The sequence below is a fragment of the Candidatus Microbacterium colombiense genome, assembly GCA_029203165.1.
GTDB lineage: Bacteria > Actinomycetota > Actinomycetes > Actinomycetales > Microbacteriaceae > Microbacterium > Microbacterium colombiense.
Map to the genome: position 1 here is coordinate 1,729,467 of CP119308.1, position 26,281 is coordinate 1,755,747.

At 68.6% G+C, this 26,281-nt stretch carries 24 protein-coding genes; 12 read left to right on the forward strand and 12 right to left on the reverse strand.

Annotated features, from left to right (window positions below; genetic code table 11):
* The first annotated feature begins 7 nt into the window (after nucleotides 1-7).
* Both P0Y60_08300 and P0Y60_08305 read left to right on the forward strand, forming a co-directional pair.
* Nucleotides 8-826 (forward strand): ABC transporter permease, encoded by an 819-nt coding sequence (locus P0Y60_08300; protein ID WEK62711.1) that lies wholly within the window; start codon nucleotides 8-10, stop codon nucleotides 824-826.
* Entirely contained in the window at nucleotides 826-1,560 is a 735-nt protein-coding gene (locus P0Y60_08305; protein ID WEK62712.1) for an ABC transporter ATP-binding protein, read from the forward strand. Before P0Y60_08300 ends, P0Y60_08305 begins: the two co-directional genes overlap by 1 nt.
* 18 nt (nucleotides 1,561-1,578) lie before the next feature.
* Here P0Y60_08305 and P0Y60_08310 read toward each other — a convergent pair whose 3' ends face one another.
* Genes P0Y60_08310 through P0Y60_08320 form a run of 3 tightly spaced genes read right to left on the reverse strand, consistent with a single transcriptional unit; the run spans nucleotide 1,579 to nucleotide 5,020 of the window.
* Nucleotides 1,579-2,148, reverse strand: coding sequence for a hypothetical protein (locus P0Y60_08310; protein WEK62713.1), 570 nt, complete (start codon nucleotides 2,146-2,148; stop codon nucleotides 1,579-1,581).
* 2 nt (nucleotides 2,149-2,150) lie between these two features.
* Nucleotides 2,151-3,113 carry a glycosyltransferase gene (locus tag P0Y60_08315; protein ID WEK62714.1) on the reverse strand — a complete coding sequence of 321 codons (963 nt, stop codon included), beginning with the start codon at nucleotides 3,111-3,113 and terminating at the stop codon, nucleotides 2,151-2,153.
* Nucleotides 3,110-5,020, reverse strand: coding sequence for a glycosyltransferase (locus P0Y60_08320; GenBank protein ID WEK62715.1), 1,911 nt, complete (start codon nucleotides 5,018-5,020; stop codon nucleotides 3,110-3,112). The genes P0Y60_08315 and P0Y60_08320 overlap by 4 nt, the downstream gene beginning before the upstream one ends.
* 153 nt (nucleotides 5,021-5,173) lie before the next feature.
* On the opposite strand from P0Y60_08320, the gene galE reads away from it, so the two are divergent.
* Nucleotides 5,174-6,163 carry a UDP-glucose 4-epimerase GalE gene (gene galE, locus P0Y60_08325; GenBank protein WEK62716.1) on the forward strand — a complete coding sequence of 330 codons (990 nt, stop codon included), beginning with the start codon at nucleotides 5,174-5,176 and terminating at the stop codon, nucleotides 6,161-6,163.
* A gap of 9 nt (nucleotides 6,164-6,172) precedes the next feature.
* Here the strand turns inward: galE and P0Y60_08330 are convergent, their stop codons facing one another.
* On the reverse strand, nucleotides 6,173-7,471 hold the full coding sequence (locus P0Y60_08330) for an O-antigen ligase family protein (protein ID WEK62717.1): 1,299 nt from the start codon (nucleotides 7,469-7,471) through the stop codon (nucleotides 6,173-6,175).
* On the reverse strand, nucleotides 7,468-8,883 hold the full coding sequence (locus P0Y60_08335) for an O-antigen ligase family protein (GenBank protein ID WEK62718.1): 1,416 nt from the start codon (nucleotides 8,881-8,883) through the stop codon (nucleotides 7,468-7,470). The genes P0Y60_08330 and P0Y60_08335 overlap by 4 nt, the downstream gene beginning before the upstream one ends.
* Before the next feature lie 68 nt (nucleotides 8,884-8,951).
* On the opposite strand from P0Y60_08335, the gene manA reads away from it, so the two are divergent.
* The 4 genes from manA to P0Y60_08355 all read left to right on the forward strand — a co-directional run bounded on the left by manA (nucleotide 8,952) and on the right by P0Y60_08355 (nucleotide 15,126).
* Complete coding sequence (gene manA, locus P0Y60_08340; protein WEK62719.1) at nucleotides 8,952-10,088, forward strand: mannose-6-phosphate isomerase, class I; 1,137 nt, start codon at nucleotides 8,952-8,954, stop codon at nucleotides 10,086-10,088.
* A gap of 191 nt (nucleotides 10,089-10,279) precedes the next feature.
* Entirely contained in the window at nucleotides 10,280-10,597 is a 318-nt protein-coding gene (locus P0Y60_08345; protein ID WEK62720.1) for a WhiB family transcriptional regulator, read from the forward strand.
* Nucleotides 10,598-10,714: 117 nt separating this feature from the next.
* A complete protein-coding gene (locus P0Y60_08350; protein ID WEK62721.1) occupies nucleotides 10,715-13,747 on the forward strand; it encodes a glycosyltransferase in 3,033 nt (1,010 codons plus the stop codon).
* Nucleotides 13,744-15,126: a DUF5719 family protein gene (locus P0Y60_08355; GenBank protein ID WEK62722.1), complete on the forward strand. Its 1,383-nt coding sequence runs from the start codon at nucleotides 13,744-13,746 to the stop codon at nucleotides 15,124-15,126. Before P0Y60_08350 ends, P0Y60_08355 begins: the two co-directional genes overlap by 4 nt.
* 24 nt (nucleotides 15,127-15,150) lie before the next feature.
* Here the strand turns inward: P0Y60_08355 and P0Y60_08360 are convergent, their stop codons facing one another.
* Entirely contained in the window at nucleotides 15,151-15,576 is a 426-nt protein-coding gene (locus tag P0Y60_08360) for a hypothetical protein (protein WEK62723.1), read from the reverse strand.
* An 80-nt stretch (nucleotides 15,577-15,656) separates the two neighbouring features.
* On the opposite strand from P0Y60_08360, the gene P0Y60_08365 reads away from it, so the two are divergent.
* The 4 genes from P0Y60_08365 (at nucleotide 15,657) to P0Y60_08380 (ending at nucleotide 18,878) form a co-directional block, all read left to right on the forward strand.
* Nucleotides 15,657-15,863 (forward strand): DUF3499 family protein, encoded by a 207-nt coding sequence (locus tag P0Y60_08365; GenBank protein ID WEK62724.1) that lies wholly within the window; start codon nucleotides 15,657-15,659, stop codon nucleotides 15,861-15,863.
* A gap of 101 nt (nucleotides 15,864-15,964) precedes the next feature.
* The gene (locus P0Y60_08370) at nucleotides 15,965-16,891 is read left to right on the forward strand and encodes a hypothetical protein (GenBank protein ID WEK62725.1); all 927 of its coding nucleotides are present in this window, start codon (nucleotides 15,965-15,967) and stop codon (nucleotides 16,889-16,891) included.
* On the forward strand, nucleotides 16,888-17,667 hold the full coding sequence (locus P0Y60_08375; GenBank protein WEK62726.1) for an ABC transporter ATP-binding protein: 780 nt from the start codon (nucleotides 16,888-16,890) through the stop codon (nucleotides 17,665-17,667). Before P0Y60_08370 ends, P0Y60_08375 begins: the two co-directional genes overlap by 4 nt.
* Complete coding sequence (locus tag P0Y60_08380; protein WEK62727.1) at nucleotides 17,664-18,878, forward strand: ABC transporter permease; 1,215 nt, start codon at nucleotides 17,664-17,666, stop codon at nucleotides 18,876-18,878. Before P0Y60_08375 ends, P0Y60_08380 begins: the two co-directional genes overlap by 4 nt.
* Nucleotides 18,879-18,902: 24 nt before the next feature.
* Here the strand turns inward: P0Y60_08380 and P0Y60_08385 are convergent, their stop codons facing one another.
* Complete coding sequence (locus P0Y60_08385; GenBank protein WEK62728.1) at nucleotides 18,903-19,712, reverse strand: RDD family protein; 810 nt, start codon at nucleotides 19,710-19,712, stop codon at nucleotides 18,903-18,905.
* A 16-nt stretch (nucleotides 19,713-19,728) separates the two neighbouring features.
* On the opposite strand from P0Y60_08385, the gene P0Y60_08390 reads away from it, so the two are divergent.
* Nucleotides 19,729-20,721 (forward strand): stage II sporulation protein M, encoded by a 993-nt coding sequence (locus tag P0Y60_08390; GenBank protein ID WEK62881.1) that lies wholly within the window; start codon nucleotides 19,729-19,731, stop codon nucleotides 20,719-20,721.
* Nucleotides 20,722-20,733: 12 nt separating this feature from the next.
* On the opposite strand, the gene P0Y60_08395 is transcribed toward P0Y60_08390, so the two are convergent.
* From P0Y60_08395 to P0Y60_08415, 5 genes are all read right to left on the reverse strand, one after another.
* On the reverse strand, nucleotides 20,734-22,041 hold the full coding sequence (locus P0Y60_08395; protein ID WEK62729.1) for a DUF58 domain-containing protein: 1,308 nt from the start codon (nucleotides 22,039-22,041) through the stop codon (nucleotides 20,734-20,736).
* Entirely contained in the window at nucleotides 22,042-22,965 is a 924-nt protein-coding gene (locus tag P0Y60_08400; protein WEK62882.1) for a MoxR family ATPase, read from the reverse strand.
* Between the two features lie 93 nt (nucleotides 22,966-23,058).
* Nucleotides 23,059-24,255 carry a DUF4350 domain-containing protein gene (locus tag P0Y60_08405; protein WEK62730.1) on the reverse strand — a complete coding sequence of 399 codons (1,197 nt, stop codon included), beginning with the start codon at nucleotides 24,253-24,255 and terminating at the stop codon, nucleotides 23,059-23,061.
* The gene (locus P0Y60_08410; protein ID WEK62731.1) at nucleotides 24,252-24,893 is read right to left on the reverse strand and encodes a DUF4129 domain-containing protein; all 642 of its coding nucleotides are present in this window, start codon (nucleotides 24,891-24,893) and stop codon (nucleotides 24,252-24,254) included. The genes P0Y60_08405 and P0Y60_08410 overlap by 4 nt, the downstream gene beginning before the upstream one ends.
* The gene (locus tag P0Y60_08415; GenBank protein ID WEK62732.1) at nucleotides 24,890-26,278 is read right to left on the reverse strand and encodes a glycerophosphoryl diester phosphodiesterase membrane domain-containing protein; all 1,389 of its coding nucleotides are present in this window, start codon (nucleotides 26,276-26,278) and stop codon (nucleotides 24,890-24,892) included. Before P0Y60_08415 ends, P0Y60_08410 begins: the two co-directional genes overlap by 4 nt.
* Nucleotides 26,279-26,281: the final 3 nt, after the last annotated feature.

Genomic DNA, 26,281 nt, shown 5'->3' on the forward strand with positions numbered 1-26,281 from the left:
CGACATCGTGAGTCACGCTGCCGTCGGGGCGCCCGGGACGCCCCGGCGCTATCTGCATTCCTTGTGGCTTCTGTCTGCCCGCGATCTCAAGGTCCGGTATTCGACGAGCTTCCTCGGCTACCTGTGGTCGGTGCTCGATCCGCTCGTCATGAGCGCCATCTACTGGTTCGTGTTCACGCAGATCTTCCGCCGGGATGTCGGGGAAGAGCCGTACATCGTCTTCCTCATCAGCGCGTTGCTGCCGTGGGTGTGGTTCAACGCCTCGGTCTCCGACTTCACCCGCGCCTTCAAGAAGGATGCGCGGCTGGTGCGCTCGACCGCGATCCCTCGCTCCATCTGGGTGAACCGCATCGTGCTCAGCAAGGGGATGGAGTACCTGTTCTCCCTGCCGGTGCTCGTGCTGTTCGTGGTCGTCAATCTGCTGATCGAGACGAATCCCGACCAGGTCGTCCAGGTCGGCTGGGGAGTGCTGTGGCTTCCGGTCGCGATGCTTCTGCAGACGATCCTGTTGGTGGGACTCGGTCTGCTCGTCGCGCCGCTGTGCGTGATGTACGTCGACCTCGAGCGCACCACCGCGCTGATCCTGCGCGCGATGTTCTACGCGACGCCGATCATCTACAACGTCACCGATCTTCCCGGCGCGTTCCAGACGCTCGGGGCTTTCAATCCGCTCTCCGGAATCTTCATGCTCTACCGGATGCCGTTCTTCCCCGACCAGTGGAACCTGTTCACCCTCGTCGTCAGCATCGTGATGAGCCTCGTGATCCTCGCCCTGGGGGTCTGGGTGTTCCGTGCCATGGAACGCCCCGTCCTGAAGGAGCTGTGATGGCGCCGGCGATCGAAGTACAAGGGCTCGGGGTGCATTTCCGCCGCAATCGACGGGGACGCCGCAGTATCAAGGATCTCTTCGCCGGGGCGTCGCGTCGCTCTAGACCGGGAGAGTTCTGGGCACTCCGCGACGTGTCGTTCACGGTGCAGCCCGGCGAGTCGATCGGTGTCGTCGGTCGGAACGGCCAGGGCAAGTCGACTCTTCTGCGCCTCGTGGCCAAGGTGCTGCTGCCCGACGAGGGCGGTGTCACGGTTCATGGCGGTGTCGCACCGTTGATCGAGATCACCGGTGGGTTCGTCGGAGACCTGACCGTGCGGGAGAACGTGCGCCTCACGGCCGGGTTGCACGGCATGTCGCGCGACGAGGTCACGAGTCGCTACGACGACATCATCTCGTTCGCCGAGCTCGCGGGGTTCGAGGACACCCCTTACAAGCACCTGTCGAACGGCATGAAGGTGCGTCTGGCCTTCTCTGTCGTGTCACAGCTCGACGAACCGATCCTGCTCGTCGACGAGGTGCTCGCCGTGGGGGACAAGGCTTTCCGCGACAAGTGCTACAAGCGCATCGACGAGCTCCTCACCGAGGGACGGACCCTGTTCTTCGTGAGCCACAACGAGCGCGACCTCCGCCGCTTCTGCACGCGGGGGCTGTATCTCGACAAGGGAGCGCTGGTGCTGGATGCGCCGATCGCCGAGGTGCTCGATCGCTACAACGCCGACTACACGCTCTGAGTCCAGCGACCGGAGCGCTCAGAGTCCGACGAGCGCGCGTACGGTCTTCAGCGATGTCGACGCGGCGTTCAGCGGGTCGGTGGTGGAGCTGCCGTTCTCGGCCGCTGTGCGCAGCGCGACGAGCTTCGACGCGTAGTCCGCGACGGCTGCGGACCACTGCGACGCGATCGAACTCGGGGCGACGGCATCCGCCAGGCGGTCGGCGTCCTGCTGCAGCTGATCGATGATCTGGACGGCGTCCTGACCGCTCATACCGGGCAGGAAGCCCAGGCCGGTGACGGCGTCGTCCAGGCGGGGCTGGACGAGCGATGCGAATGTCTCGAGATCAGGGTCGGCCACGGGGGGTGGCGTGATCTCCGGTGTGCGTGTGGGCTCCGGTGAGGGCGTCGGAGTGGACGTGGGCGTCGACGAGGTGGACGGAGAAGGCGACGGCTCGGGCGCCGCACCCCGTGGGAGGAAGAGGAAGAGCAGAACCGCGACGATCGCGACGGCGAGCACCGAGAGCCCGATGATGAGCCACACGCGTCCTCGACGCTTCGGCGCCGGGGGGATCGGCGCCCAGCGCAGTTCGGGTTCCTGTTCGCTCATGCTCATGCCTCCAGGGGTGCCATCGGCTGCCAGCTGCGATCACGGCCGAGCCGGCCGCCGTCTCGCAGCCCGCGGAAGAGGTTGCTGGTGCCGCGGACCGTGCGCTCCACGAACACCAGACGGATCAGCTCCTTGGCGAAGGTCATGGCGGTGCCCAGTCCGAACAGCACGGGGTTGTAGGCGCGATTCACCCGGTAGTACTGCTTGATGTATGCCCGATTGCGCATGATGTAGTAGCGGTAGGCATTGCTCGACGCGTTCATGTGGCGGATGCCCATATCCCACTGCTTGATCTCGCGGGTGCGGCGGAGCACGAACTCATCGACGATGACGGCGGTCGTCCTGCGCGATGCGAGCCAACCGTACATCTGGTCATCCCAGTAGATGAAGAACCGAGGATCGGGCAGGCCGATCTGCGCGACGATCGAGCGATGGATGAACATCCCCTCGAAGCATCCGCTGTTCATCTCCTTGAACCCCGAGGCGTCGAAGCCGGAGGGGGCGAACGGGATCGGGATGCCCATGCGCTCCGCGATGCGGTACTGCCAGTAGAACTCGCTGCCGTCGTAGTCGAAGCGGCGGCCCTGGATGCTCTTGAAGCGCGGAGCCCATTTGCCCATCTTCGCGAGACCGTCCGGGAGCACCTCGACGTCGTCGTCCATCATCCAGATCCACTCGGATCCGAGCTCGTAGGCCGTGCGCATTCCTTCGCTGAAGCCGCCGGAGCCACCGGTGTTCGTCTCCAGCCGGCGGTACACGATGTCGGTGCCGATGCCGTCGCGGAAGGACTCGACGACGGCGGTCGTGTCGTCGGCCGACGCGTTGTCGATGATCACGACATGGCCGGGCTTCGGATCCATCGTCGTGATGCTCGTCAGCAGGCCGGTGAGCAGGTGCGACCTGTTGAAGGTCACGATGACGATCGTCGCTGCGGTCGGATCGAATGCAGCGGGTGCCGCGGTCATGCCTTCTCCTCGAAGATCTGCTGCCAGGACTGGGGGGACACGAGTTCGGGGAGCGCCTCTCGATACTGCTGCTGCAGTTCGGGCCACCGTCGTCGCAGCTCGGAATGCAGGCGAACGGTGTCGCGAAGCATCTGACGGTACTTGCGACGGTCCCTCGTGTAGATGTTCTTCCCCGACCCGTCGGCCGCGCTCACGAGCGCGCTGTCGAACACCGGGACGCGCCACCAGTGCGCATCCTCCTTGCCGAATTCGACCTCTGGTCGATCGACGTTGGCCGGGTTCGGCCGGTGCAGCCAGTGCGAGATCAGCGTCGACAGTGTGAACCAACGCAGTCGGATGCCGGTCGGATTGTCGAGATCGTTCTTGGAGAGCTGCTTGTAGACCTGGCGGCCATGGCGGGAATGCAGCACCGTCGAGGGGTCGCGGTGGACCACGGTCTCGGGATAGTCGGCCGCGAGAGCTCGGGCGGCGGGCATCGCGGTGGCGAGGTTCTTCCGCATGTGTGCCGGGCCCGAGAGCACGTCACGCAGCGCCTGCGCACGCAGGGCCACGGGGTAGTACTGCATCATCATGAGGTGCTTGAGGTCGGCGCGGCGACTGTGCGTGAGCAGCCGACCACCGCGAGGGGCGTTCGAGTGGAGAAGCCCCGCGACGATGCGGTTTCGCGCGTGGAAATACGCCTGCCAGTCGATCGTGTCGTCCTTGTTGACCCAGGACACGTGCCAGAGCGCGACGCCGGGCATCGACACGGTGGGGAAGCCCGCCTCTCCTGCCCGGAGGCAGAACTCGGCGTCGTCCCACTTGATGAATGCCGGCAGTGACAAGCCGACTGCGCGGATCGCGTCGAGTGGGATGAGGCACATCCACCACCCGTTGTAGTCCGAATCCATACGCATGTGCAGGAGCGAGGACTGGCGCAGATTCGAGACACCGAAGTCGTGCGGCATCTTCTCCTGGTAGAGGTTGCGCCACATGAACGGGTTCTCGTCGACGACCTCGGCCCAGCCGTGGAGCTTGGGGCGGTCGAGCAGGTCGAACATGTGACCGCCGACGAGCACCGGGGTGGTGGCGTACTGACCGAAGACGATCGAACGACGCAGCGACTCGGGTTCCAGGCGCACATCGTCATCGAGCAACTGCACGAAGTCGCTCTCGGGGCGCTTCAACGTCTCGTGCATGGCACGAGCGAAGCCGCCGGATCCGCCGAGGTTGGCCTGGCGGATCACCTGGAGCGTGTCGCCCAGCTGCGCCGCGACGTCGTCGTAGCCCTCCTGTTCGGCGACGATCTGGGTGCCCTGGTCGATCAGGAAGATGCGATCGATGAACTCCAAGGCATCCGGAGACGCCGCGAGAGCGCGGAGCGTCTCGACGCAATAGTCGGGCTTGTTGTAGGTCGTGATGCCGAGGGACGCTTTGCCGGTTCTGGCGGGCTCCTGCTCGGTGGTCCATTCCGCGCCCTCGAGGATCGCGTGCTTCTCATCGGCGACGACGTCGAACCAGATCCACCCGCCGTCGCTGTACTGCGTGAGATCCAGGTCGAAGGAGGTCGAGACCTCGCCGGTGACCTCGCGCGTCGCGACGCGCTGTCGGATGCCGGAGCCGTTGGATCGGTACACGAGGATCGTCGCCGGTCCGGTGGTGCGCACCGTGAGCTGCACGTGACGAACGCTCGTCCAGTGCTGCCAATAGGAAGCGGGGAAGGCATTGAAGTAGGTGCCGAGCGACACGCGGCGGCCGGCCACGATACGGGCCCGGTGACGACCGAGGATGTTGCCCAGGTGCGCGCGGTTGGAGACGCGGACCGGTTCGTCCTCGATCACGGACCAGGTCTCGGGGTCTGCGTAGAGGGGAAGCAGATCGGGGTCGCGATCGAGCGGGAAGACGACGTTCTGCAAGACGTGGGCCACGCGGGAGTTCTCCGATGTTGATGTTCCGATCGCGCCCGAAGGGCTGGCGACGGAGTCGACGAGCAGTGAGTAGCCTACCGTCCGTCACCTTCGGATCTGCGGAGAACAGGCGATGCCCGGGGTGCGCGCGGGTGCCGCGATAGTATGACGGCGATGAAGGTATTGATCACCGGCGGCGCCGGCTACATCGGGTCCACTGTCGCGACGGCGTGCATCGAAGCCGGGATCGACGTCGTGCTGATCGATGATCTCTCCACCGGTCGCCGCGATTTCGGCGAGGGGCGCTCGCTGTACGTCGGCGACATCGCCGACCGTGACCTCGTCGATCGCGTCACCGCAGAGCATCCCGACATCGACGCGGTGATCCATTGCGCCGCCCGCATCGTCGTCCCCGAGTCGGTCGCCGACCCGCTCGGCTACTACGAGGCCAACGTCGGCAAGAGCATCATCCTGCTGCAGCGGCTGCGTGATGCCGGGATCGATCGCGTCGTCTTCAGCTCGTCCGCAGCGGTGTACGCGGGGGAGAGCGGCGAGGGCGTCGACGAGTCGGGCGCGCTGGCTCCCTCCAGCCCGTACGCGACGACCAAGGCCATGGTCGAGAACATCCTGCAGGATGCCGCGACCGCCGGAGACTTCCGTGCCATCGCACTGCGCTACTTCAACCCGATCGGGGCCGACCCCCGCCTGCGCACAGGTCTGCAGAACCCCACCCCCTCGCATGCGCTCGGCATGATCATGCGCGCGAAAGCATCGGGCGAGCCGTTCTCCATCACGGGGACGGACTGGGCGACGCGGGACGGATCGGGGCTGCGCGACTACATCCACGTCTGGGACCTTGCTCTCGCACACGTCGCGGCGGTCCTTCGGTTCGACGAGGTCGCAACTGTGGCAGCCCCCTACCAGGTGATCAATCTCGGAACCGGGGACGGCGTGACGGTGCGAGAGCTCGTCGCCGCCTTCGAGCGCGTCACCGGTGAGCCACTGCCCGTGGTGGAGAGCCCACGTCGTCCGGGTGACCAGGCCGGCGCGTTCGCAATCGTGGACCGGGCCGCGAAGGTGCTCGATTGGCAGGCCCAGCGCTCCGTTGATGACGGGGTGCGTGACGCGCTCGCGTGGGCCGAGCGGATGCGCTCGCAGCTCTGACGCGCGGGCTCAGCCCTGTGGTCGCAAGGTCGGGATCGTTCCGGTCTGCGCGGCGTCGATGTTCTCGCGCCAGGAACGTGACTGTCCGGCGCGCAGTGCGCACAGCACGAGCATGAACCAGCCGGCGCCGACCAGCGTGAAGCTCTCGAACATCGAGTCGACAGCGAGCGTGACCAGCGTGATCGGCGTCCAGGCGTAGACGACCGAGCGACGCACGCTGGCGACGAGCCAGGACCGGATCAGTGCGACGCCTCCGAGGAGGAGGAACAGCACCAGACCCGCGGCGCCCAGCTGCAGCAGTACGTCGAAGAACGCGTTCAGTGCGCTTTGGTGGTGGTCGTCGAGCTGGAAGTTGATGTAGGTGAACGGGTACTCGCCCCGCGCCCAGGATCCGAACCACCCCCACCCCTGGATCGGCTTGAGTGCCACGAAGTCGAGCGTCGTGTTCCACAGGTTCCCGCGGATCGAGAAGTCCGAGCCGGCGTCGAGGAGAGCGATGATCTGATGGCGCAGCGCGAAGGCCACGGTGAGGGCGAGCGCGACCAGGATGCCCAGCATCCATTGGACGAGGTTCCGACGCTCCGCCGATGCGTGCCGCACGATCGTGAGCGCGACCGTGACGACGCCGACGGCAGCCGCCAGCACCAGCACGGTCGGAGACGAGGAGAGGAAGGCGAGCGCGCCCGCCAGAGCGATCGAGCCGACCGCAACCGGGGGACCGACCGACTGGGTGCGCCACTCGATCACGAAGGTGATCAGAGCGATGACCGCGATGAAGCCGAGCATGTTGCGGCTGCCGAAGATGCCCTGGATGGGGCCGCCTTCCGCCAGATGCCCCTCGACGCCGAGGAATGTGAACGGCACATCGAGCAGGATGCCCGAGAGGATCTCGACCGCGAGCGACACCGAGAGCAGGGCGCGCAGCGTGTCGCCGATGGCCCGGACGGTCTGGAGCGTGTCGCGGATGTGTCCGACCGTCAGCGCCAGGAAAGCGAAGCCGAACAGCGACATCCACCCGAAGAATGTGTCGGATCTGTCCGTGGTCCAGACCAAGCTCACGAGTGCCCAGCACAGGAACGCGAACAACGATGACGGCGCGATGCGCAGCGGTGACAGCTCATCGCGGCGCACCCAGAGGATCGCGGCGCCCAGCAGGCACAACGCGGTGATGATCGCGGCCAGGGTGACCGTCGATGTCATCCGCTCGATGGCGAACGACGCGAAGACCGCTCCGAGCACTGCGAGGGTGAAGGCGCGTGCCATCTCCGCCGAACCGAGCAGGCGGAAGAGCCGCTGAGCCGGTGTCACGGAACGCGCCGCTGTCGTGTGCCGCGCTCGAAGACCAGGTCGCGTTCGCCCACGCCGACCAGGGGGACGGACTTCAGCTTGAACGACAGCATGATGAGGAGCATCCACCCCCACAGCATGATCGGGGTCGACTCGGCGAGCCCCTGCACCAGCAGGACGACGGTGAACAGGCTCGGCAGAAGCGTGAGCGGCGAGTACGCACGACGCGCGTCGAGATCCCACCGCGGGCGATCGACGGCGAAGAACCACGCGCGCCAGAGCAGACTCAGATAGGCGATCGCCATCAGGATCACTCCGAGCACACCCAGCTGCATGAGGACATCGAGCCACATGTTGTGTGCGTGGAACACCGTGATCCCGTGGTCCTCGATCCAGTGGGCGAAGGCGGGATCCGTGGGGATCCACGGGCTCGAGAAGCCGTTGCCGAAGATCGGGTGCTCAGCGGCGCGGGCGAGCACGCTCGACCAGATCTTGTTCGAGCGTCCCGTCAGGTCCGAGCTGCGGCCGAGAGCGGCGAGCAGGGGTTCGCGCAACAGCCACACCGCGACTGCTCCGACGACCGTGGTTCCGATGGCGATCGTGTAGATGCGCGTGCGTGCTCCGGGGGTTCGAGCGCGACGCATGGCCAGAGCCACCACGAGCACCACAGCCGCAGCGGCGGCACTGGCGAATGCGGTGACGGACGAGGTGCGGAACAGGAAGTACAGCGCCAGCAGCGTCCACAGGGCGAGTGTGGTGCGCCACCGCGCGCGCGCCGCGAACAGCACGCCGAAGGTGATGATCGCGAACACGCAGATGATGGCGAGCAGATTGGCGTTGCCGACGATGCCCTGGATCCGCCCACCGTCGAGGAGGTTGTCGCGCACCCAGTACCACTGCGGGTCGATCTTTCCGTCGGGAAGGGTGAGGAAGTTCGGCAGCAGCGGTCCGTGCAGGACCAGCGACACCCACAGCTCGATCGCGAGCGACAGCCCGAGGATCCACTTGAACGCGGACGAGAGGGCCCGCACGATCTCGTTCCACGTGAGCACGTGGACGATGAACAGGGCGTTCACCGTGACGGAAGCGAGGAGGAACCACGTGATGAGCGTCGGTCCCCGCCATTGCGACCAGGCGACCGAGACGAGCGCGAGGGTCACGTACCCCAGCGCTGTCCAGGGAAGACGGCGCCAGCGGAACGGCTGCGGGCGGGCACGGGCGATCGGCGGAACGCCGATCGCGACGGTCGCGAGGGTGAACACCACGAGGGTGATGCCCGCGCCGATCTCACCGAGCAGGTTGTAGACCGCGGAGTGTGCGAACGTGACCACGAGCACGAGGATCACGTAGCCGCGCAGCAACAGATGGCCCGTCGATTCGCGCTCGGGAGCGGCAGGTCGGGCCGCGACCGGGTGCTTGGTGTACTGAGCCATCGCGTTCAGGCTACCGCGCCGGGCCCCGCGCGTCGCAGGGCGTGCGCGCGCGGCTCTACGCTGGGGGCATGCTGCTGAGTCTGACGAACACCCCCCGTGACTATGCGTGGGGATCCGATTCCCTCCTGGCGGAGCTGGAAGGGCGCACTCCGGCCGGTGGCCCCGAGGCCGAGGTCTGGTTCGGTGACCACCCCGGCGACCCCGCCGACGTGGCCGAAGGCGGAACCCTCGACCAGGTCACGGGAGGCACTCTTCCGTACCTGCTCAAGCTGCTCGCTGCCGGCCAGCCGCTCTCGATCCAGGTGCATCCCACGATCGCGCAGGCGAAGGACGGATGGGCGCGGGAGAGCGCCAAGCCGCTCGACGATCCGACGCGCAACTATCGCGACGACAACCACAAACCCGAGCTGATCGTCGCTCTGAGCGAGACGTTCCAGTCGCTGAGCGGACTGCGCCCGGTGCGCGACACGCTCGCCCTGCTGCGCACGCTCGGTGAGAGCGCGGCCGTCAGCGAACTCAGCGAGCGCCTGACCGGGGACGATGACGCGGACACCCTTCGCGCGACGATCGGGTGGCTGCTGAGCGGTGATGCGCAGACTCAGGTCGACGAGATCATCGCGGCCGTCTCGGCGGCCGCGGCCCGGACAGACGCAGGGGAGTGGGCCACCACGATCCGTGCCATCGCCGGTGTCGCGCTGGCGTATCCCGGGGATCCCGGCGTGGTGGTCGCTCTGTTGATGAACCACGTGGTTCTCAACCGGGGCGAAGGCGTGTTCCTTCGTGCCGGACTGCTCCACGCCTACCTCGAGGGTCTGGGTGTCGAGATCATGGCCGCCAGCGACAACGTGCTCCGCGGTGGGCTCACGCCCAAACGCATCGATGTGCCGGAGCTCCTCTCGGTCGTCGACTCCGCGCCCGGCGAGGTGCCGGTGCTGCGTCCTGACGCAGCGGGGGCCATCACGTCGTACCCGGTCCCCGTGCCGGACTTCGCCCTCGACCGTGTGCTCCTGACCGGCGGATCCGTCACCCTCCCGGTCGCGGGGCCGACGATGGTGCTCGCCACGGCGGGCACCGTCTCGATCTCCGCTGCGGCGGAGGACTCGCGCAGGATCGCCGTCGGAGCCGCCGCGTTCGTGTCGGCCGACGAGAGCGAACTGCATCTGACCGGCACGGGCGAGGTGTTCGTCGCCTCACCCGGACGCTGAGGACCGCACGGCCAACCCCTCGGGCGTGTCGTATTCGTGGAAAACGGGTGCGACACGCCGACTGATGCTCAAAAACCTTCAAGAGACCATTGAGGGTTTACTATCCGCGACTTGACCCGAGCGAATGACACGGGTGTAATTAGGCATGAGCACGGCCCGCCGGGGGGCGGAGACAGGGTTGGGAGATCGAGATGACGGGATACCGTTCCGACGTACCGGAGAACTGGTTCGTCGATCCGATCAACCTCGGAGTCCCCGGGGTGCGGAAGCCGGATGCAGAAGACGACAGCACTCTCGCATGGCAGAGCGACGCGCTCTGCTCGCAGACCGATCCCGAGGCGTTCTTCCCTGAGAAGGGTGGGTCCACTCGCGATGCGAAGAGGATCTGCACCACGTGCGACGTCCGCGGCGAATGCCTCGAGTACGCACTGAACAACGATGAGCGGTTCGGCATCTGGGGCGGGCTCTCCGAGCGCGAGCGTCGCAAGCTCAAGCGTCGCGCGAGCTGACTCGTTTCCTGCGCCGCGTGGTCGGCGAGACCCGCACCACTGTGGAACCACGTCTTCGCGGGCGCGCCGCAGACAGTACTCCAGGGTCGCCTGAGCGGCGCATAGGCTGACGACGTCATGCCAGCCCGAGTTCACGCCATCATCGTCGCGCGCGCCGGATCCTCATCCCGCGCGCAGCTCCTCCGCACACTCGAAGCGATCCGATCCCAGACCGCACCCGTGTCCGCCGTGACACTCGTGGTGTGCGGCGATGCGTCCACGGCCCGCGAGAGCGACGCGGTCGCGAGGACGGTCGAGGGCATCATCGAAGCTCGCGGCACCACGTCCTTCGCAGAGGCGATCGAGCTCGCGCGCCCTCGGGTCGCCGAAGGATCGGCCATCTGGCTGCTCGCGCAGGACACCGCCCCTCACTCGCGGGCCCTCGAACGACTGACCGGGACGCTCGAGCGTTCCCCCTCGGCGGCGATCATCGCTCCGAAACTCGTCTCGACCGACAACGAGCGCGAGATCGTGTCGCTCGGCACGAGCATGACCGCACTCGGCCGGTCGGTCGAACTCGCCGCGGGCGAGCTCGACCAAGGGCAGCACGACGGTGCTGATGATGCGCTGGGCGCCGATATCCGTGGAATGCTCATCCGTGCCGAGGTGCGCGACGCGCTGCGCCCCGACCCTGCTCTGGCGGGCGCCGACGAGGGGCTCGATCTCGGCGTCCGCGCGCGGCTCGGCGGCGGTCGCGTCGTCCTCGCGCCGAGCGCGCGCGTGTCTGCTGCTCCGGATGGGCCCGCCGCCCTGCCGCTCGGCGGTGCTCGTCGTGCCTTCGTCTCCCGTCTCGCGCAGCTGCACCGGCGGCTGGCCTACGCGCCTGGCCCCGCCGTGCCCCTGCACTGGCTCACACTGCTTCCTCTGGCGCTGTGGCGGTCTGTCGTCCATCTCATCGGCAAGCGTCCCGAGGCCGTACTGCCCGAGTGGGGCGCCGCCGTCACGGCGATGGCGCGGATCGGGGCGATCCTGCGATCGCGCGCGCAACTGCGCGCCTTCCGAACGTCGTCGTGGGCGACCATCGCGCCGTTGCGCGTCACGGGGTCGGAGCTCCGCCGACGTCTGGATGACGGTCACGGCAGCGAAGGAGGGGTGGTCAGTGAACTGCGCTTCTTCTCGGGTGGGGGAGCCTGGGCCGTGCTCGCGGCGCTCGCCGTCAGCATCGGCGCGTTCACGACCATGCTGGCCTGGCCCGCACTCGGCGGCGGCGGGCTGCTGCCCCTGCGGGAGACCGTCAGTGCATTGTGGAGCGATGCCGCCTGGGGGCTCCGCGGCGTGGGCGTCGACATCGTCGGGCCCGCCGACCCCTTCGCCGGCGTCGTGGCTGTGCTCGGATCGATGTGGCCCGCGGGTCCCTCGTATTCGATCGTCCTGCTCTGGATCCTGGCGCTCCCGCTCGCGGTGCTCGGAGGATGGTTCGCCGCGACCCGCGTCACGGATCGGGCAGGTCTCCGCATCTTCGCCGGTGTCGTCTGGGCTCTGGCGCCCACCTTCCTCACCGCACTGGTGGAAGGCCGCCCCGCGGCCGTGCTCGTGCATCTGCTGCTGCCGTGGCTGTTCCATGCCGCGGCCGTCGCGCATCGTTCCTGGGGCGCGGCGGGGGCCGCCTCCCTTCTGCTCGCGGCCGTCGCGGCATGCGCTCCGTCGCTCGCACCCGCCCTCGCGCTGCTGTGGGTCATCGCACTGGCGATCACCCTGGCGACGGCGCAGTTCCGCGGGGCCGTACGCCTGATCTGGTTGCCTGTGCCGACGATCGCGATGTTCGCCCCGCTGATCTTCTGGCAGCTCGCGCACGGGACGCCCCTGGCGCTGCTCGCCGATCCGGGGCTCGTCAGCGCGGATGCGTCGTCGACCGGTGACATCACGAGCCGGCTGGCCATCGCTCTCGGCTTCCCGAGCACGGACCTCGCCGGATGGATGTCGTTCGGTGCCCTTCCTCTCGGAATCTGGTGCGCGGCCCTGTGCGCGCCGCTCGCTCTTCTCGCCCTCTCGTCGGCGGTCGCGCCACGCTGGCGCGCAGGAATCACCCTTCTGGTCGTCGCTCTCGCCGGCCTCGCGACGTCGTTCCTCGCTGTCGGCATGGTCGTGAGCTTCACGCAGGGCATGCCCGTGGGGGTCTGGCCGGGTGCCGGACTGAGCCTTGCCTGGATCGGCATCGTCGGGGCGGCGCTCGTCACGCTCGACACCGCCGTCACGCTCCCTCGGCTTCGTTCCGCGGCGACCATCGTGGCGGCCCTCGCGCTGATCGTGTGCGCCGTACCGGCCCTCACCGCCTTCCACCTCGACCGCTCCGCGCTCACGAACGGTCCGCAGTCCACGCTTCCGGCGTATGTCGCCGCTCAGCCCGCGTCAGACAGTCCGGTCGGCACACTCATGCTGACGCCGCAGAACGACGGTGGACTGGCGGTCGACGTGGTCTGGGGCGCGAGCGAGACCCTCGGAGCCGAGACGACCATGCTGTCGACCGCCACGGAACCGCAGGGAACCGACATCACGACGCTCTCGGTCGATCTGCTGTCGGCCCGCGACTTCGACGCGCCGGGCGAGCTCGCCGCGCACGGGATCAGCTACGTGCTTCTCGCGCAGAAGGACGGCGGGGAGAGCGACAAGGCGCGGGCGCTTCGCACGGCAGCCACCGCGTCGGTCGACCAGCGTCCCGGATTCGTGCACGCGGGGACCACCGAGCGCGGTGTGCTGTGGCGCCTCGAAACGGACGTGGCCGACAGGACGGCGCTCTCCGGTTCCCAGGAGGGGACCGCGCGACTGGTCGTCACCCTGCAGCTGCTCGCCGTGCTCGCGGCCCTGCTGCTCTCGGTACCGACGCGGGCCTCTCGGCGAGCGGCGCGTGCGCAGTCGCGCATCGTCGGGCGCGCACCGGACGAGCCCCTGATCCTGCCTCGGCACGTGGACGACGACGATTTCGGGTCTGCGGCCGACGTGGTGAGCAGTGCGGGAGACGACGGCGCCGCCCCGCCGGAGGGTGATGTGACGATCGAATCCCCGCCGGTGGGCGAGGCCGTCGAGATATCCGAGGTGCAGGAGCCGGATGTGCAGCCGGTGCAGGATGCCGATGCCGTGAGAGAAGAGCGCGCGCCGGAGGAGGAACGATGAGCGGGACACGGGCGGTACGCGTGGTCGCGACCGGTGCTCGACTGGTCACCGGAGTGGCGGTGGCCGCTGCGTGCGTGGTGGGCGTGGTGACGGCGATCCATGCGCCCTGGCCGGAGGTCACGCACGAAGCGGCTCAGGTTCAGGTCACGCCTCTCCCCGGCGACAGCATTCTCGTGTGCAACGGAGACCTTCGCGCTCTCGGCAGGGATTCCTCCGATCCGCTCAGCATGTGGTCTGCCTCATCGCCGACATTCACCGTCGACGGTACGAACGGTGCTCCGACGATCGCAGAGCTGCAGGTCGCCGATCTGGTCGGTGCGGGTTCCGTGCGCACGGTCACCGGGACGGTCGACGGGCGCACGGCGCCCTTGATCGCCGCCACCGAGTCCGCGACGGTCTCGGCCGACGATCTCAGCGGTTTCGCTGCGCTCCCGTGTGGCACACCGCGCCTGGAGTCCTGGCTCGTCGGTGGCACGGTGGCGACCGGGTCCTCCGATCTGATCGTGCTGACGAACGCGGCCGAGGTGACGTCGACCGTGACGCTGTCGGTCTACGGCACGAGCCGCAGCACTCGCACCGTCGTCATCCCCGCCCGCACGCAGGCGTCGCTTCCACTGGCGTCGATCGCCGCGGGCAACACCTCGCCGGTCGTGCAGGTCTCCGCCGACGGTGCGCCCGTGCGCGCCGTCCTGCAGTCCTCGCTGGTGCGCACTCTGGACCCTGCCGGCGTCGACCTGCAGGACGCTGTTCCCGGTGCCCAGCTGCATCCGATCCTGGCCGGTGTGCAGTCTTTCGCGGCTGACGGCGATGATGCCGAGATGACAGTGCTGCGCATGCTGGCTCCCGACGACGCGGCTCAGGCCCAGGTCACGGTCCGTGCGACGGGCGAGACCGCTGCGGTGAACGAGTTCACGGTGTCGCTGGTGGCCGGCGAACCGGCCGATGTATCGCTCAGCGGCCTGGAGCCCGGCGAGTATTCGGTGCAGATCGATGCCGATGCTCCGATCGTCTCGGCCGTCAGACAGCAGGATGGGCTCGCACGCGACTCCGATTTCGCCTGGGTGACGCCGGCGCCGGAGATCGACTCGGACGCCCTGTTCGCTGTTCCCGCAGGTCCCGCGCCGACACTCCACCTGGTCAACGAGGAGGACTCCGACGTCACCGTGACGCTGGAACCGACCTCAGGGGCGACCGGGGCTGAGGTGTCGATCCCCGCCGGTGGATCGATCGACGTTGCTCTGACCGAGCGGACGACCTACCGGCTGTCGACGACGGGAACCGTGCACGCCGCGATCACGATGAGCGCAGCCGGCGCGCTGGCGGCCTGGCCGCTGGAGCCGAGCGCCGGTGCGGCGCAGAGCATCACCGTCTATCCCTGAACCGGCGCCGAGGCTCCTGCCTGGTCAGTGATCGTGCCCGAGATCCCACGGCTCTCGTCCGACATATTCCGCGGCGGCACGGAAGACGGCGCTCTCGATGGCCATCCGGCGGTGCGCGGCGTCATCGTGCCCAGGGGGGAGCAGTCGTTCGATGGGCAGTCGGAAGAGCACGATCCGGCGTTGCTCACGATCGAGATACCACCGGGGCACGTCCTCGACAGCGTCGAAGCCGGGCATCGCTCCGATCTCGAACCGGACGTCCTGCAGCTCCGGCCAAGTGCCCCGCAGGAACTCCACCGCGGTGCCGACCGTCAGATCGAAGCGGTCGATCCGGCCGTCGAGAGGCGCGAGAGGAGGACGCACGACTTCGCTGCGCCCGAGTCGGCCATGCCGTCCGTGCCTCGCACCACGACGTGGCGCGGATGCGGGAGCACTGCGACGACGGGGCATGTCAGAAGTCTAGGCGGTGACGTCGCGACGCGCGGCGCGGCACCGTCAGCTCGCATCGACCACGCCGTACAGTGATGCTGATGGACGGACGACTCTGCTCGAAGGTCGGGTGCGCACGCGAAGCCGTGGCCACCCTGACGTACGACTACGGCGACAAGATGGCGGCGCTCGGCCCGCTCGGGCTCGCGCAGCATCCTCACGCGCATGATCTGTGCTCACCGCACGCCGAGCGGCTCTCGGTGCCCGCGGGATGGCTCGCCGTGCGACACGAGGCGCTGCGGGCCTGAGCACGAGCCGCAGACACGCGGCGGATGGGCCCCGGTTCCTGATCGGAGGCTGGATATCCTGACGGCGGACGTGCCACGGCGGCGCGCCAGGAAAGGCTGTCGTGATCGTCTGGCGTCGCTGGATCTTCCCCCTGCTCCTCGTCATCGTCCTCGGAGCCAGTGCTGCGGCACTCGTGAAGTTGGCGTTCTTCCCCGACAAGGCGGAGAGCATGGTGAGCCCGGAGGCGGGGATCACGGAGCCGGTAATCCCGGTCGAGCGCGGATCGGTGACGAACGCGCTGACGCTGGCCGGCAACATCGCCCGGGACGAGGCGTACACGGTCCGGGGGGAGAACGACGGCACGGTGCTCGCGGTCCACATCCGCGAAGGTGCGACCGTGACCAAGGGGCAGAAGCTCTTCACCGTCCGCCAGGAGTATCCGCGCAAGGACATCGATGTGCTCGCCCCGGAGGCCGGCGATGTCTCGGAGCTCGCGCTCGTGAAGGGGCAGATGACGACGGTGGGAACCGAGGTCTACACGATGACCCCGACGCGCTACCACCTCCTCACGACCGTCGAACCTGTGCAGCTCTACCGCCTGGTGAACGCCCCCACCGAAGGCATCGTCACGGTGACCGGGGGCCCGGCTCCATTCGACTGCACGGGTGTCAGGGTGCAGGTCACGGCCGAGGGCACCGCGAGCGTCCGCTGCGCGATCCCGCGGGATCAGACCGTCTTCGCCGGGCTCCCGGCGAGCATGGATCTCGCTCTCGGCCAGGTAGATGACGCCCTCGTCGTCCCGGTCACCGCGGTGCAGGGCGGCTCCGGCACCGGCAAGGTCTGGGTCGATGCCGGTGACGGGGCGCAGCCGGAGGAACGTGCGGTCACCCTCGGGGTGAACGACGGCACGATGGTCGAGGTCACCGAAGGGCTCGCCGAGGGCGACAGCATCCGGCAGTTCGTCCCCGGCTTCGTCGCTCCTGTCGAGGAGTACTGCTACGAGGTGTCTCCCGGCGTCGAGCAGTGCGACAGCGGGACGAGCTGGTGACGCTCGTCGTTCTGGAGGACGTCGAGAAGAGCGTCCTCCTCGTCGACGACTCGCGACTCGAGATCCTGCGGGGGATCAACCTGTCCGTCAGCGCCGGCGACCACGTGTCGATCGTCGGGCGCTCCGGATCAGGTAAGTCCACGCTGTTGAACATCCTGGGGATGCTCGACACTCCGACATCCGGATCGGTGTCCTTCGAAGGCCGAGAGGTGCGGAAGATGCGGTCGGGGCGCCTCGACAGGCTGCGCGGAGACAACGTCGGATTCGTGTTCCAGCAGTTCAACCTGCTGCCAGGGCGTACGGCGCTGGAGAACGTGATGATGCCGCTCGGACACGCCACGGGGCGGATGTTCTGGAACCGCCGCCAGATCGCCGCCGACATGCTCGAGCGGGTGGGACTCGGACACCGCGTGGAGCAGATCGCCGATCGGCTCTCCGGTGGTGAGCAGCAGCGGGTCGCGATAGCCCGTGCGCTGGTGCGAAAGCCCGTGCTGATCCTGGCCGACGAGCCGACCGGTGCGCTCGACATCGAGACCGGCGCGTCGGTGATGTCGTTGCTCGACGAGGTCGCCACCGAGACGGATGCCGCGCTGGTCACGATCACCCATGATCTGCACGTCGCCGCGCGCGCTCGCCGGCACTATCGTCTCGATGCCGGACGTCTCGAACCCGTCGACCTGCGCAGGGCTTTCGAGGCGTCCACGTTGTCCGCGCCGGCACCGATCGCTCCGCCGCCGCTGAGTGGCCTTCCCGCCGCGAACGGCTTGCGCTCGTGAGCGGCCTCCTCGGAGCGCTCTCCGACGCGTGGGCCGAGATCCGGGTCCACAAGCTCCGCGTGTTGCTGAGTCTGATCGGAATCGCGGTGTCGGTGGCCGCGCTCACGGCGGTCGTCGCCATCTCGGAGTATCAGCGGCAGTTACAGACCGAGCAGTCGGACCGCTTCGGCGGACGCGCGGCCACGATCGTCATCGCGATCAACAATGACGATGGAACCGCGATCGATTTCGACGCTTTCGATGATCGCTTCAGTCGTGTCACGGAGCGCTTCGGCTTCAGTCACACAGGACGTATCGTCGGGGGGATCGCGCAGGATGTGCGTCTGCCGGACGGAGTCACCACGGTCGGAGCACGGCTCATCGACCCGCTCTACCCCGAGATCCACCGGGAGACGCTGCTCGAAGGGCGCTGGTTCCTCGATTCGGATGTGGAGGCGCTGTCGCCGCCGGTCGTGATCACCGAGGCGCTGTGGGATCGGATCGGCCGAGTGCCGCTCGCTCAGCATCCCACGCTGACCCTCACCGGCGACACCGGCGGCACGTACCAGGTCGTCGGCGTCGCGCCGCGTCAGGGGATCGGCGACGAGGAGCTCCGGGTGGACCTGCTGTACGACTCCTATCGCGCGCGCGTCGATGCGTTGCCGCAGGATGCGTGGCCGCAGTACGAGGTCTGGGTCGGCGCGGACCAGGCCGACGAGATCGGCCCGGTGCTGGCGATGGACCTGCGCGCAGGCCTTCCCGATGGGCAGACGGTGTCGGTGAGTCGTTCGGATTGGGCGGCCCAGCCGGGCGCGCTGGATGCGCAGTCGACGTTCGAGATGATCACCGGCGGCATCGCGACACTGATCCTGGCGCTCGGTGCGCTCAGCCTGATCAACATCCAGCTGGTGGCCATGCGACAGAGAGTGCGGGAGATCGGGGTGCGGCGCGCGTTCGGAGCCACCTCCGGGCGTGTCTTCTTCTCCGTGTTCCTCGAGAGCCTCGTCGCAACCACGGTCGCCGGCGTGATCGGGATCGCGATCGTCGTGGCGGTCCTCCGCTCCGACTGGATCGTGACATCGCTGTTCTACGGCATGCAGGACGTGCCGCCGTTCCCCATGCGGGCGGCGCTCGTCGGGCTCGTCGCATCGGTGATCGTCGGGGCGGTCGCGGGGTTCATCCCGGCGCTGGTCGCCTTGCGGGTGAAGGTGATCGACGCGATCCGCTTCTGATCCGTTCGAGTGCCGTCGAGCGTGTCAGATGCCGACCCGGCGGCCGGTCAGCTTCTCGGCACGGCGATCGGCGTTCTCGAGCGCCCGGCGTTCGCGAATGCGACGCAGCACGGTGATGCCGACGAGTACCTCCTCGGGCGGCGCCGGCGGCAGCGGAGAGACGAAGGGTGACGCCTCGGCGAGCAGGTCCTGTGCGACCTGAGCGCGGGCCGAGGGAACCATGCGCGGCGCGCTCTGGAGGAACTGCGAGATGCGTCGGGCGAGGCGGTCGGGCAACCGCGCGACGTCGGCGATCTGGGACCAGCCGGTGAGGGCGGGCGGGAGCACCGGCTCATGGGGGACCAGCTGGGGTGTGCGCACGCGCTGGCTGTACGTCCCCGCGACGATGTCGCCGAGCCGTTGCGAGCGCACGGTGAACGCTCCGGTGAGCACGGCGAGCCCACCGAACGTCATGTAGATCTCCAACACGCCGATCAGCGCGCGGATGAAGGCATGTCGGAACCCCGCAGCCCCGCCGTCGATGCGGACGATGCGACCGCCGACGGCGAGCTTCCCGAGACTGCGTCCCTTGAGAGCCATCTCCATCGTGATGGGCAGCACCACGAAGCTCACGACGAACGCCGATACGAGGGCGATGCGATCGGTGGCCTCGTCGAGCACGCCGGCGTCCGTCAGCCAGATGCGGAGGAAGATCCACAGGATGAACACGGCGAACCCCAGCGCCATGTCGATGAGAGCGCCGAGCGCGCGCAACAGGAAGCCGACGGGCTGTACATCGATCGCGACGGCTTCTCCGGAGAGCACCTCGTCGGAGGTATCGATCGGCGAGGACATGAGTACAGTAAATCAGGTGGATGCCGATGCGCTGACTGATGCACGCCGCGCCGAATGGGAGCGGCTGGACGAGCTCAGTCGCGCGCGGCTGGACGGCGGGTCCGTCGATGAACTCATCGTCCGCTACCGCGCCGCCTCCGCGGATCTCGCCGAGTTGAAGACCTCGGTGGGCGACTCCCCGCAGGGTGCCTATCTGTCGACGATCCTGGTGCGCGCCCGTCTGCGGCTCACGGGCGCGTCCGACAACATCCTCACCCAGACCGCACGATTCTTCTCGCTGCAGCTTCCGGCTGCCCTGTACCGATTGCGATGGATGACAGCGATCATCACCGTCGTGTTCGTCGCGGTCGTCGTGGGGACCGCGGCCTGGATCTCCAGCGACCCGGCTCTGATCGCGACCCTGGGGCCGCCCGACGCGCTGGAGCAGTACGCCGACGAGACCTTCACGGGGTATTACACCGAGAACTCCGCCGCCGTGTTCATGGGGATGGTGTGGACGAACAACGCCTGGATCGCCATGCAGTGCGTGCTCTTCGGCGTCACGGGTATCTGGCCGGTGTACGTGCTGGTGCAGAATGCCCTGGGTCTCGGAGTATCCGGGGCGGTGATGGCCGCCCATGACCGGGTGGACATCATGGTGCTGTACATCCTCCCGCACGGCATGCTCGAGATGACGTGCATCTTCGTCGCCGCGGCCGCGGGCCTGCGCATGTTCTGGGCCTGGGTGGCGCCGGGCCACCGCACCCGTGCATCGGCACTGGCCGCGGAGGGACGTGCTCTCGCCACCGTCGCCATCGGCCTGGTGTTCGCGCTGTTCCTGGCCGGCCTCGTCGAAGGATTCGTCACGGGGTGGGCGCTGCCCTGGCCGGTGAAGATCGGCATCGGAGGCGCGGCGCTCGCGGTGTTCCTCATCTACATGCTGGTGGTCGGCGGGCGTGCGTACCGCCGCGGCGAGACGGGCGACCTGGTCGAGTACGAAGCAGGCACGCCGACTCTCGTGTCCGGCTGAACCGCCCGGGCGTCAGAGCCTGCCGGCGGCCTTCAACTCGAGGTAGCGATCGGCGATGCGAGGGGGAAGATCCTCCGGGTCGGCAGCGATCGCTTCGCCGCCCGCGCGCCGGACGGCATCGGCGACGTTCTCGGCGTCGCGCTGGGCGCGCTCGGCTGCCGCGGCCAGATAGACCTCCTCGCGCGAACCGCGCTTGCGCGCGAGAGCAGCGATGCCATCGTCGGTCACCGAGCCGACCAGCACCGTCGTCGCCCGGGAGGCGTTCGGGAATGCGCCGAGGAAACCCCGCGCGGACTCCGCGGCGTCCTGCGCGGTGAGGGCGACGATCAAGGACGGGCGAGTGGTGAGCGTGCGCACGGCGGCGAAGGCACCCTGCCAGTCGGTGTCGACGAGTCGGGCGTGCACCGGAGCCATCGCGTCGGTCATCGCCGGCAGCAGGGCGGCGCCGTCGACGCCGGTGACCCGTGCGCGCACGACGCGGTCGTACATCAGCAGGTGCACGTGGTCGCCGGCACGCGACGCGAGTGCAGCCAGGAGCAGGGCTGCTTCGAGCGCGGCATCCACTCTGGTGCCGTCGCCCACGCGCGCGGCGGCCGTGCGACCCGTGTCGATGATGATCACGACGTGCCGGTCGCGCTCGGGTCGCCAGGTGCGTAACATCGTCGTTCCGGCACGCGCGGTCGCGCGCCAGTCGATGGATCGTACGTCGTCACCCCGCACGTACTCTCGCAGCGAGTCGAACTCGGTGCCCTGCCCGCGCACCTGGATGCTGGTGTTGCCGTCGAGCTCACGCAGACGCGCCAGCCGCGAGGGCAGGTGCTTGCGCGAGGAGAACGCGGGAAGCACGCGGATCGCACCGCGCACCGTGTGACGGGCCTGCCGGCCGGCCAGACCCAGGGGCCCTCGGGAGCGGATCATCACGAATTCGCTCGCCAACTCTCCCCGACGTCGGGGGAGCAGAGGGATGGCGACCCGTCCCCGCTCTCCGGCCGCGACATGCAGGCGATGGCGCCCCTCACCGGCACCGGCGGTGGGCTGCCAGGCGTCCCGCAGCAGGGCGTGCAGGGCGCGGGAGCCGTGATTGTGCACGGCGACACTGGCCGGAACGGGCTCCCCGATGCGTACACGCGCAGGGAGTCTGCGGCTCACGGTCACGGAACGCGGGCTCGCCGCCGTGAGGACGTCGATGAGTACGAGGACCGCACACAATCCCACCCAGATGCCGGCAGCGGCATACGGCGAGAAGCCCGCGGCGCCGGCGAGGACGAGCGGGACGACGCCGACGGCGAGCGCGACGGAGAGGCGGCCGGTGACGAACACCTAGATCGGTACCCTGGTCTGCTGCACGACGGAGGTCAGCACGGCATCCGCGGAGACGCCTTCCATCTGCGCATCCGGGCGGAGCTGCAGACGGTGGCGCCACACCGGAACGAGCATCGTCTGCACATGGTCGGGAGTGACGGCCGTCGAGGCGTTCAACCAGGCCCAGGCTTTGGCAGCGGCGAGCAGGCCGGTCGAGGCGCGGGGGCTCGCGCCGAGCTCGACCGACGGCGACTGCCGCGTCGCGCGGGCCAGATCGACGACGTAGCCCAGCACATCATCGGTCACCTCGACGCGGGCCGATGCCTCCTGCGCCGCGCGGATCTCCTCCGCGGTCACGACCGCATCGAGGCCCGTGAGCTCGCGCGGTGAGAACCCGTTCGCGTGACGGCGGAGCACCGACACCTCGGCGTCGCGCTCGGGCATGCCGACCACGAGCTTCATGAGGAATCGATCCAACTGCGCCTCGGGCAGGGAGTAGGTCCCCTCATGCTCGATCGGGTTCTGCGTCGCCGCGACAAGGAAAGGGTCGGGCAGCGCCCGGCTCACACCGTCGGCCGAGACCTGACGCTCCTCCATGGCCTCCAGCAGCGCGGCCTGCGTCTTGGGAGGCGTGCGGTTGATCTCGTCGGCGAGCAGGATGTGCGTGAACACGGGCCCCGCACGGAAGTCGAACTCGCCGGTGCGCGCGTCGTAGACGAGGGATCCGGTGACGTCGCCGGGCATCAGGTCGGGCGTGAACTGCACGCGCTTGGTGTCGAGGCCGAGTGCGCGGGCGAACGAGCGCACGATGAGCGTCTTCGCGACGCCGGGGACGCCCTCCAGGAGAACATGGCCGCGTGCCAGCAGCGACACGAGCAGCCCGGTCACTGTGCCAGCCTGTCCGACGACGGCCTTGTCTACCTCCGTGCGCACACGGTGCATCGCCTGACGCAGTGCGGCGTCGTCGGCGGGTGTGGTCTCAGCGGTCACGGGTGTCCTCGGCTTCCGTCGGGATGGATGGTGTGCGGGCGAACGTCATGGGGTGCCTCCTGGTGCGGTCGTACCGGCGGCGCGCGAGCCGGCATCCACGGCCTCTTCGAGCTCACCCAGACGCCGGGCGAGCTCGATCAGGGCAGCATCGTCTGGGGGGAGCGGGCCGGCGAGAAGCGCCTGCAGGGTGCCGCGCGGAATCCGCAGACGGTCGGATGCCGCGTCCGACACCTCGTCGACGCTCGCGTGCGCCGCCAGTCCGAGCTGCCGTGCGAGGCGGCGCTGTGATCCCTCGCGGATGACGGCCGCGGCATGGGGTGCGTCGGCCGCTTTCGCGGTCAGCCGTGCCCGCCCGTGCATGGTCTCGGAGGCACGGACCGTGACGGGGAGCGTCTCGGCCACGAGCGGTCCGAACCGTTGTCCTCGCCAGACGGCCGCGGCGGCCGCGGCGAGCAGCAACAGGAGGATCGCGGGAGTGAGCCAGTCCGGCGTGAGAGTGCCGAGCGTGTCCTCGGTCTGTCCCTCGATGTCGGAGTCGGCGAGGGAGGGCACATACCAGACGACGCGTTCGGTCTGACCGAGCAGAGCGAGACCGAGGGCGGCATTGCCGTTCTCAGCCAGGTAGGCATTGCTGAACAACTTCGATCCTTCGACCACGACATGCGTGGCGTCCTCGCGATCGTCCACGAGCACCGCGGCACCGTCCGCGGAACCGAAGCAGGAGGTGACCCCGTCGGCAGGAGCGAAGAGCCGATCGGGGCGGATCTCGCCGACGCCAGCGAATGCACCGTTCGCACAGTCGGCATCGACGGAGTCGGAGGTTCCCGGCGCGTCTTCACCGATCCGCAGAGTGCTGAGGAGGTGACTGCTCGTCGACAGGAAGACGACACGATCGGCAGGAGCCATCAGATCCGCGAGTCCGTCGTCCGTGAGCGAATACGGGTTCGTCATCACCAGAGTGGTCCGCTCGTCGATCGCCGCAGCCGCCTCCACACGGGAACGATGGACCGTGACATCGACGCCCTGATCGCGCAGGACCTCGGCCAGCGCGAGAGCACCGGCGTCGTTTCGACCCTCGGGGTCGAGTGCTCCGCGTGGTCCCGGCGCGCTCGCACTCACACGCACCGCTATCAGGGCGACGACGATGACGAGCGCTACGACCAGCGCCCAGGCGGCGAGTGCGCGGAGGCGCCGCGGGGGAGTGGCAGCGGTCGAAGGTCGCCCGTCGGCGAGGAGCGTCACGCGATCACCGCGCCCGGGTGTCGCGCCTGCAGGCGCTCGTCGGTGTCGGTGAGATCGCGATAGCCGGCCGCGCTTGCCGGATGCCGCAGATAGCGAACGTCATCGAAAGCGGTGGCGGCGCGGCGCACCGGGGTGGCCTCGTCGGGGAAGACGGCGCCGGCTTCACGAGCGATGGCCTGCGCCGTGGCACCGGGAGCCGGGTCGATGATGTCGCGTTCGAGCAGCCCGCGGGCGAGGGCTCGGTAGCGCAGGATGGTTGCGGCATCCCAGTCCTGGTCTCGCGCGCTCCGCTCCGCCTCGGCGCGCAACTGGGCGGCGGTACGGTCATCATCGACACCGAGTAGAGAACCGCGTGGCCCGCGTACGCTCCGGGAGGCTCGGGGCCGTCCCCAGATGATGAGCGCCGCGACGAGTGCCGCGACGATGATCACGCACACGATGATCAGCGCCGAGGGGCCGATGTTCGCGCCGTTCTGCGTGGTGAAGAGGTCGGCGAAGAACCGTGCGATGTCGCGGGCCATCAGGTCGAACCAGGTCGGCTTCGCGTCGGCGTAGCGCGGGTTGGAGAGCTCTTCCTCGGCCCAGCGTCGCGCATCGTCCCCATCGGGGACGAACAGGTCGTCGAGGCGGCGGATCATGCCTGCCTGTCACCGTTTCCCGAGCCGGGCGCCGCCCACCCGTCGTCGGACGGCGGAGCCCACGGGCTGTCACTCGGGGGCGCGGGCGCCGCCGGCGGCAGCACGCTCGCCGTGTCGTGCTGCGGCTGAGAAGCGAATGCGGGAGGCTGAGAAGCGAAAGCGGGCGGCTGGGGCGCGAAGGCGATCGGCGTCTGGGGCGGATACGGCTGACCGGGGTAGGGCGCAGAGGGCTGAGCGGGAGCGCCGTAGGGTGGGGCGTAGGCGGGGCCCGCCGCCATCATCACGTGCTCCGGAACCTGGCGTGGAGGTGGGGCACTCGACACCGCGCGCGCGGGATCCACGACGTACGGGTCGCCGAGCTGGCCCTCTGCCCACCCGAGTTCACGTCGTTCGACATGCGAGATCAGCGTCTGGTCGAGCCCCTCGTACCGCATCCGGCAATCGAGGTAGACGAGTGCGGAGCCGGTGCTCTGCACGACCACGGTGATCGCCTGGAGCACGAGCAGCAGGGCCTGTGGTGCGAGCAGCGTGAACACGTAGGCGATGAGTGCCGACGGTTCCGGAGACCCCGTCGGCGCGACCACCGTGCCCAGGAGCGAGCCGATGAGTGAGACGGGAAGGCTCACCACCTGCATCGCGAGGCCCATGATCACGCTGATCAGGAACGTCACTCCCCACGCCACCCAGAAGCGGCCGCGGGTCAAGCGCCACGAGCGCACCAGTGCTTCGCGGAAGCGGGCGTGCTCGAGCACCAGGATCGACGGCACGAGCAGCAGCTTGGTCGACAGCCACACCACCAGGGGGATGCTGGCGAGCGCGATCAGGATCACCACGATCACGAGCACGGCGATCAGCTCGGGGGTCCCTCCGAGGCCACCGGCCACGAATGCCGCGATGAGCCCGGCGACGATCGCGATGAAGCCGAACGTGGCGATGACGGCGAGCGACGCGAATCCCGTGAGACGCCAGAACGCGGGGGCCATTCGTCGCCACAGCATCCGCAACGTCGCCTTGACGCCGATCGCCGCGTATCCGATGTCTGCTGCGACCACGCCCTGCATGATCGCGGTGAAGGCGATCGACGCGATCCCCACGACGAGTCCGGCGATGATGTTGATGGCGATCGTGCCGGCCAGGACCGGACCGAAGTCGGGGGAGCCGGGTGAGACGGTCTCGAGCCGCGCGAAGCTCGTGAAGAGCACCACGCCCATGATGCCGGCCGTGGCGAGCACGACGACGAGCTGGATCACGACGGCGAAACCGAAGAGCACCTTCGGGTTGTGGCGCAACGCCGCGAAGGCCTTCCCCAGGAGCATCCCGAACGTCAGCGGATGAAGCGGGATGATGCCCTTCTTGGGGGCAGGGGTCCATATCTGGCCGCTCACAGG

Excerpts from the sequence above, each read along its gene's own strand:
- P0Y60_08305 (WEK62712.1), top strand. The coding sequence starts at position 826 with ATGGCGCCGGCGATCGAAGTACAAGGGCTCGGGGTGCATTTCCGCCGC.
- P0Y60_08310 (WEK62713.1), bottom strand. The coding sequence starts at position 2,148 with ATGAGCGAACAGGAACCCGAACTGCGCTGGGCGCCGATCCCCCCGGCG.
- P0Y60_08315 (WEK62714.1), bottom strand. The coding sequence starts at position 3,113 with ATGACCGCGGCACCCGCTGCATTCGATCCGACCGCAGCGACGATCGTC.
- galE (WEK62716.1), top strand. The coding sequence starts at position 5,174 with ATGAAGGTATTGATCACCGGCGGCGCCGGCTACATCGGGTCCACTGTC.
- P0Y60_08335 (WEK62718.1), bottom strand. The coding sequence starts at position 8,883 with ATGGCTCAGTACACCAAGCACCCGGTCGCGGCCCGACCTGCCGCTCCC.
- manA (WEK62719.1), top strand. The coding sequence starts at position 8,952 with ATGCTGCTGAGTCTGACGAACACCCCCCGTGACTATGCGTGGGGATCC.
- P0Y60_08345 (WEK62720.1), top strand. The coding sequence starts at position 10,280 with ATGACGGGATACCGTTCCGACGTACCGGAGAACTGGTTCGTCGATCCG.
- P0Y60_08350 (WEK62721.1), top strand. The coding sequence starts at position 10,715 with ATGCCAGCCCGAGTTCACGCCATCATCGTCGCGCGCGCCGGATCCTCA.
- P0Y60_08355 (WEK62722.1), top strand. The coding sequence starts at position 13,744 with ATGAGCGGGACACGGGCGGTACGCGTGGTCGCGACCGGTGCTCGACTG.
- P0Y60_08360 (WEK62723.1), bottom strand. The coding sequence starts at position 15,576 with ATGCCCCGTCGTCGCAGTGCTCCCGCATCCGCGCCACGTCGTGGTGCG.
- P0Y60_08365 (WEK62724.1), top strand. The coding sequence starts at position 15,657 with ATGGACGGACGACTCTGCTCGAAGGTCGGGTGCGCACGCGAAGCCGTG.
- P0Y60_08385 (WEK62728.1), bottom strand. The coding sequence starts at position 19,712 with ATGTCCTCGCCGATCGATACCTCCGACGAGGTGCTCTCCGGAGAAGCC.
- P0Y60_08400 (WEK62882.1), bottom strand. The coding sequence starts at position 22,965 with ATGCACCGTGTGCGCACGGAGGTAGACAAGGCCGTCGTCGGACAGGCT.
- P0Y60_08410 (WEK62731.1), bottom strand. The coding sequence starts at position 24,893 with ATGATCCGCCGCCTCGACGACCTGTTCGTCCCCGATGGGGACGATGCG.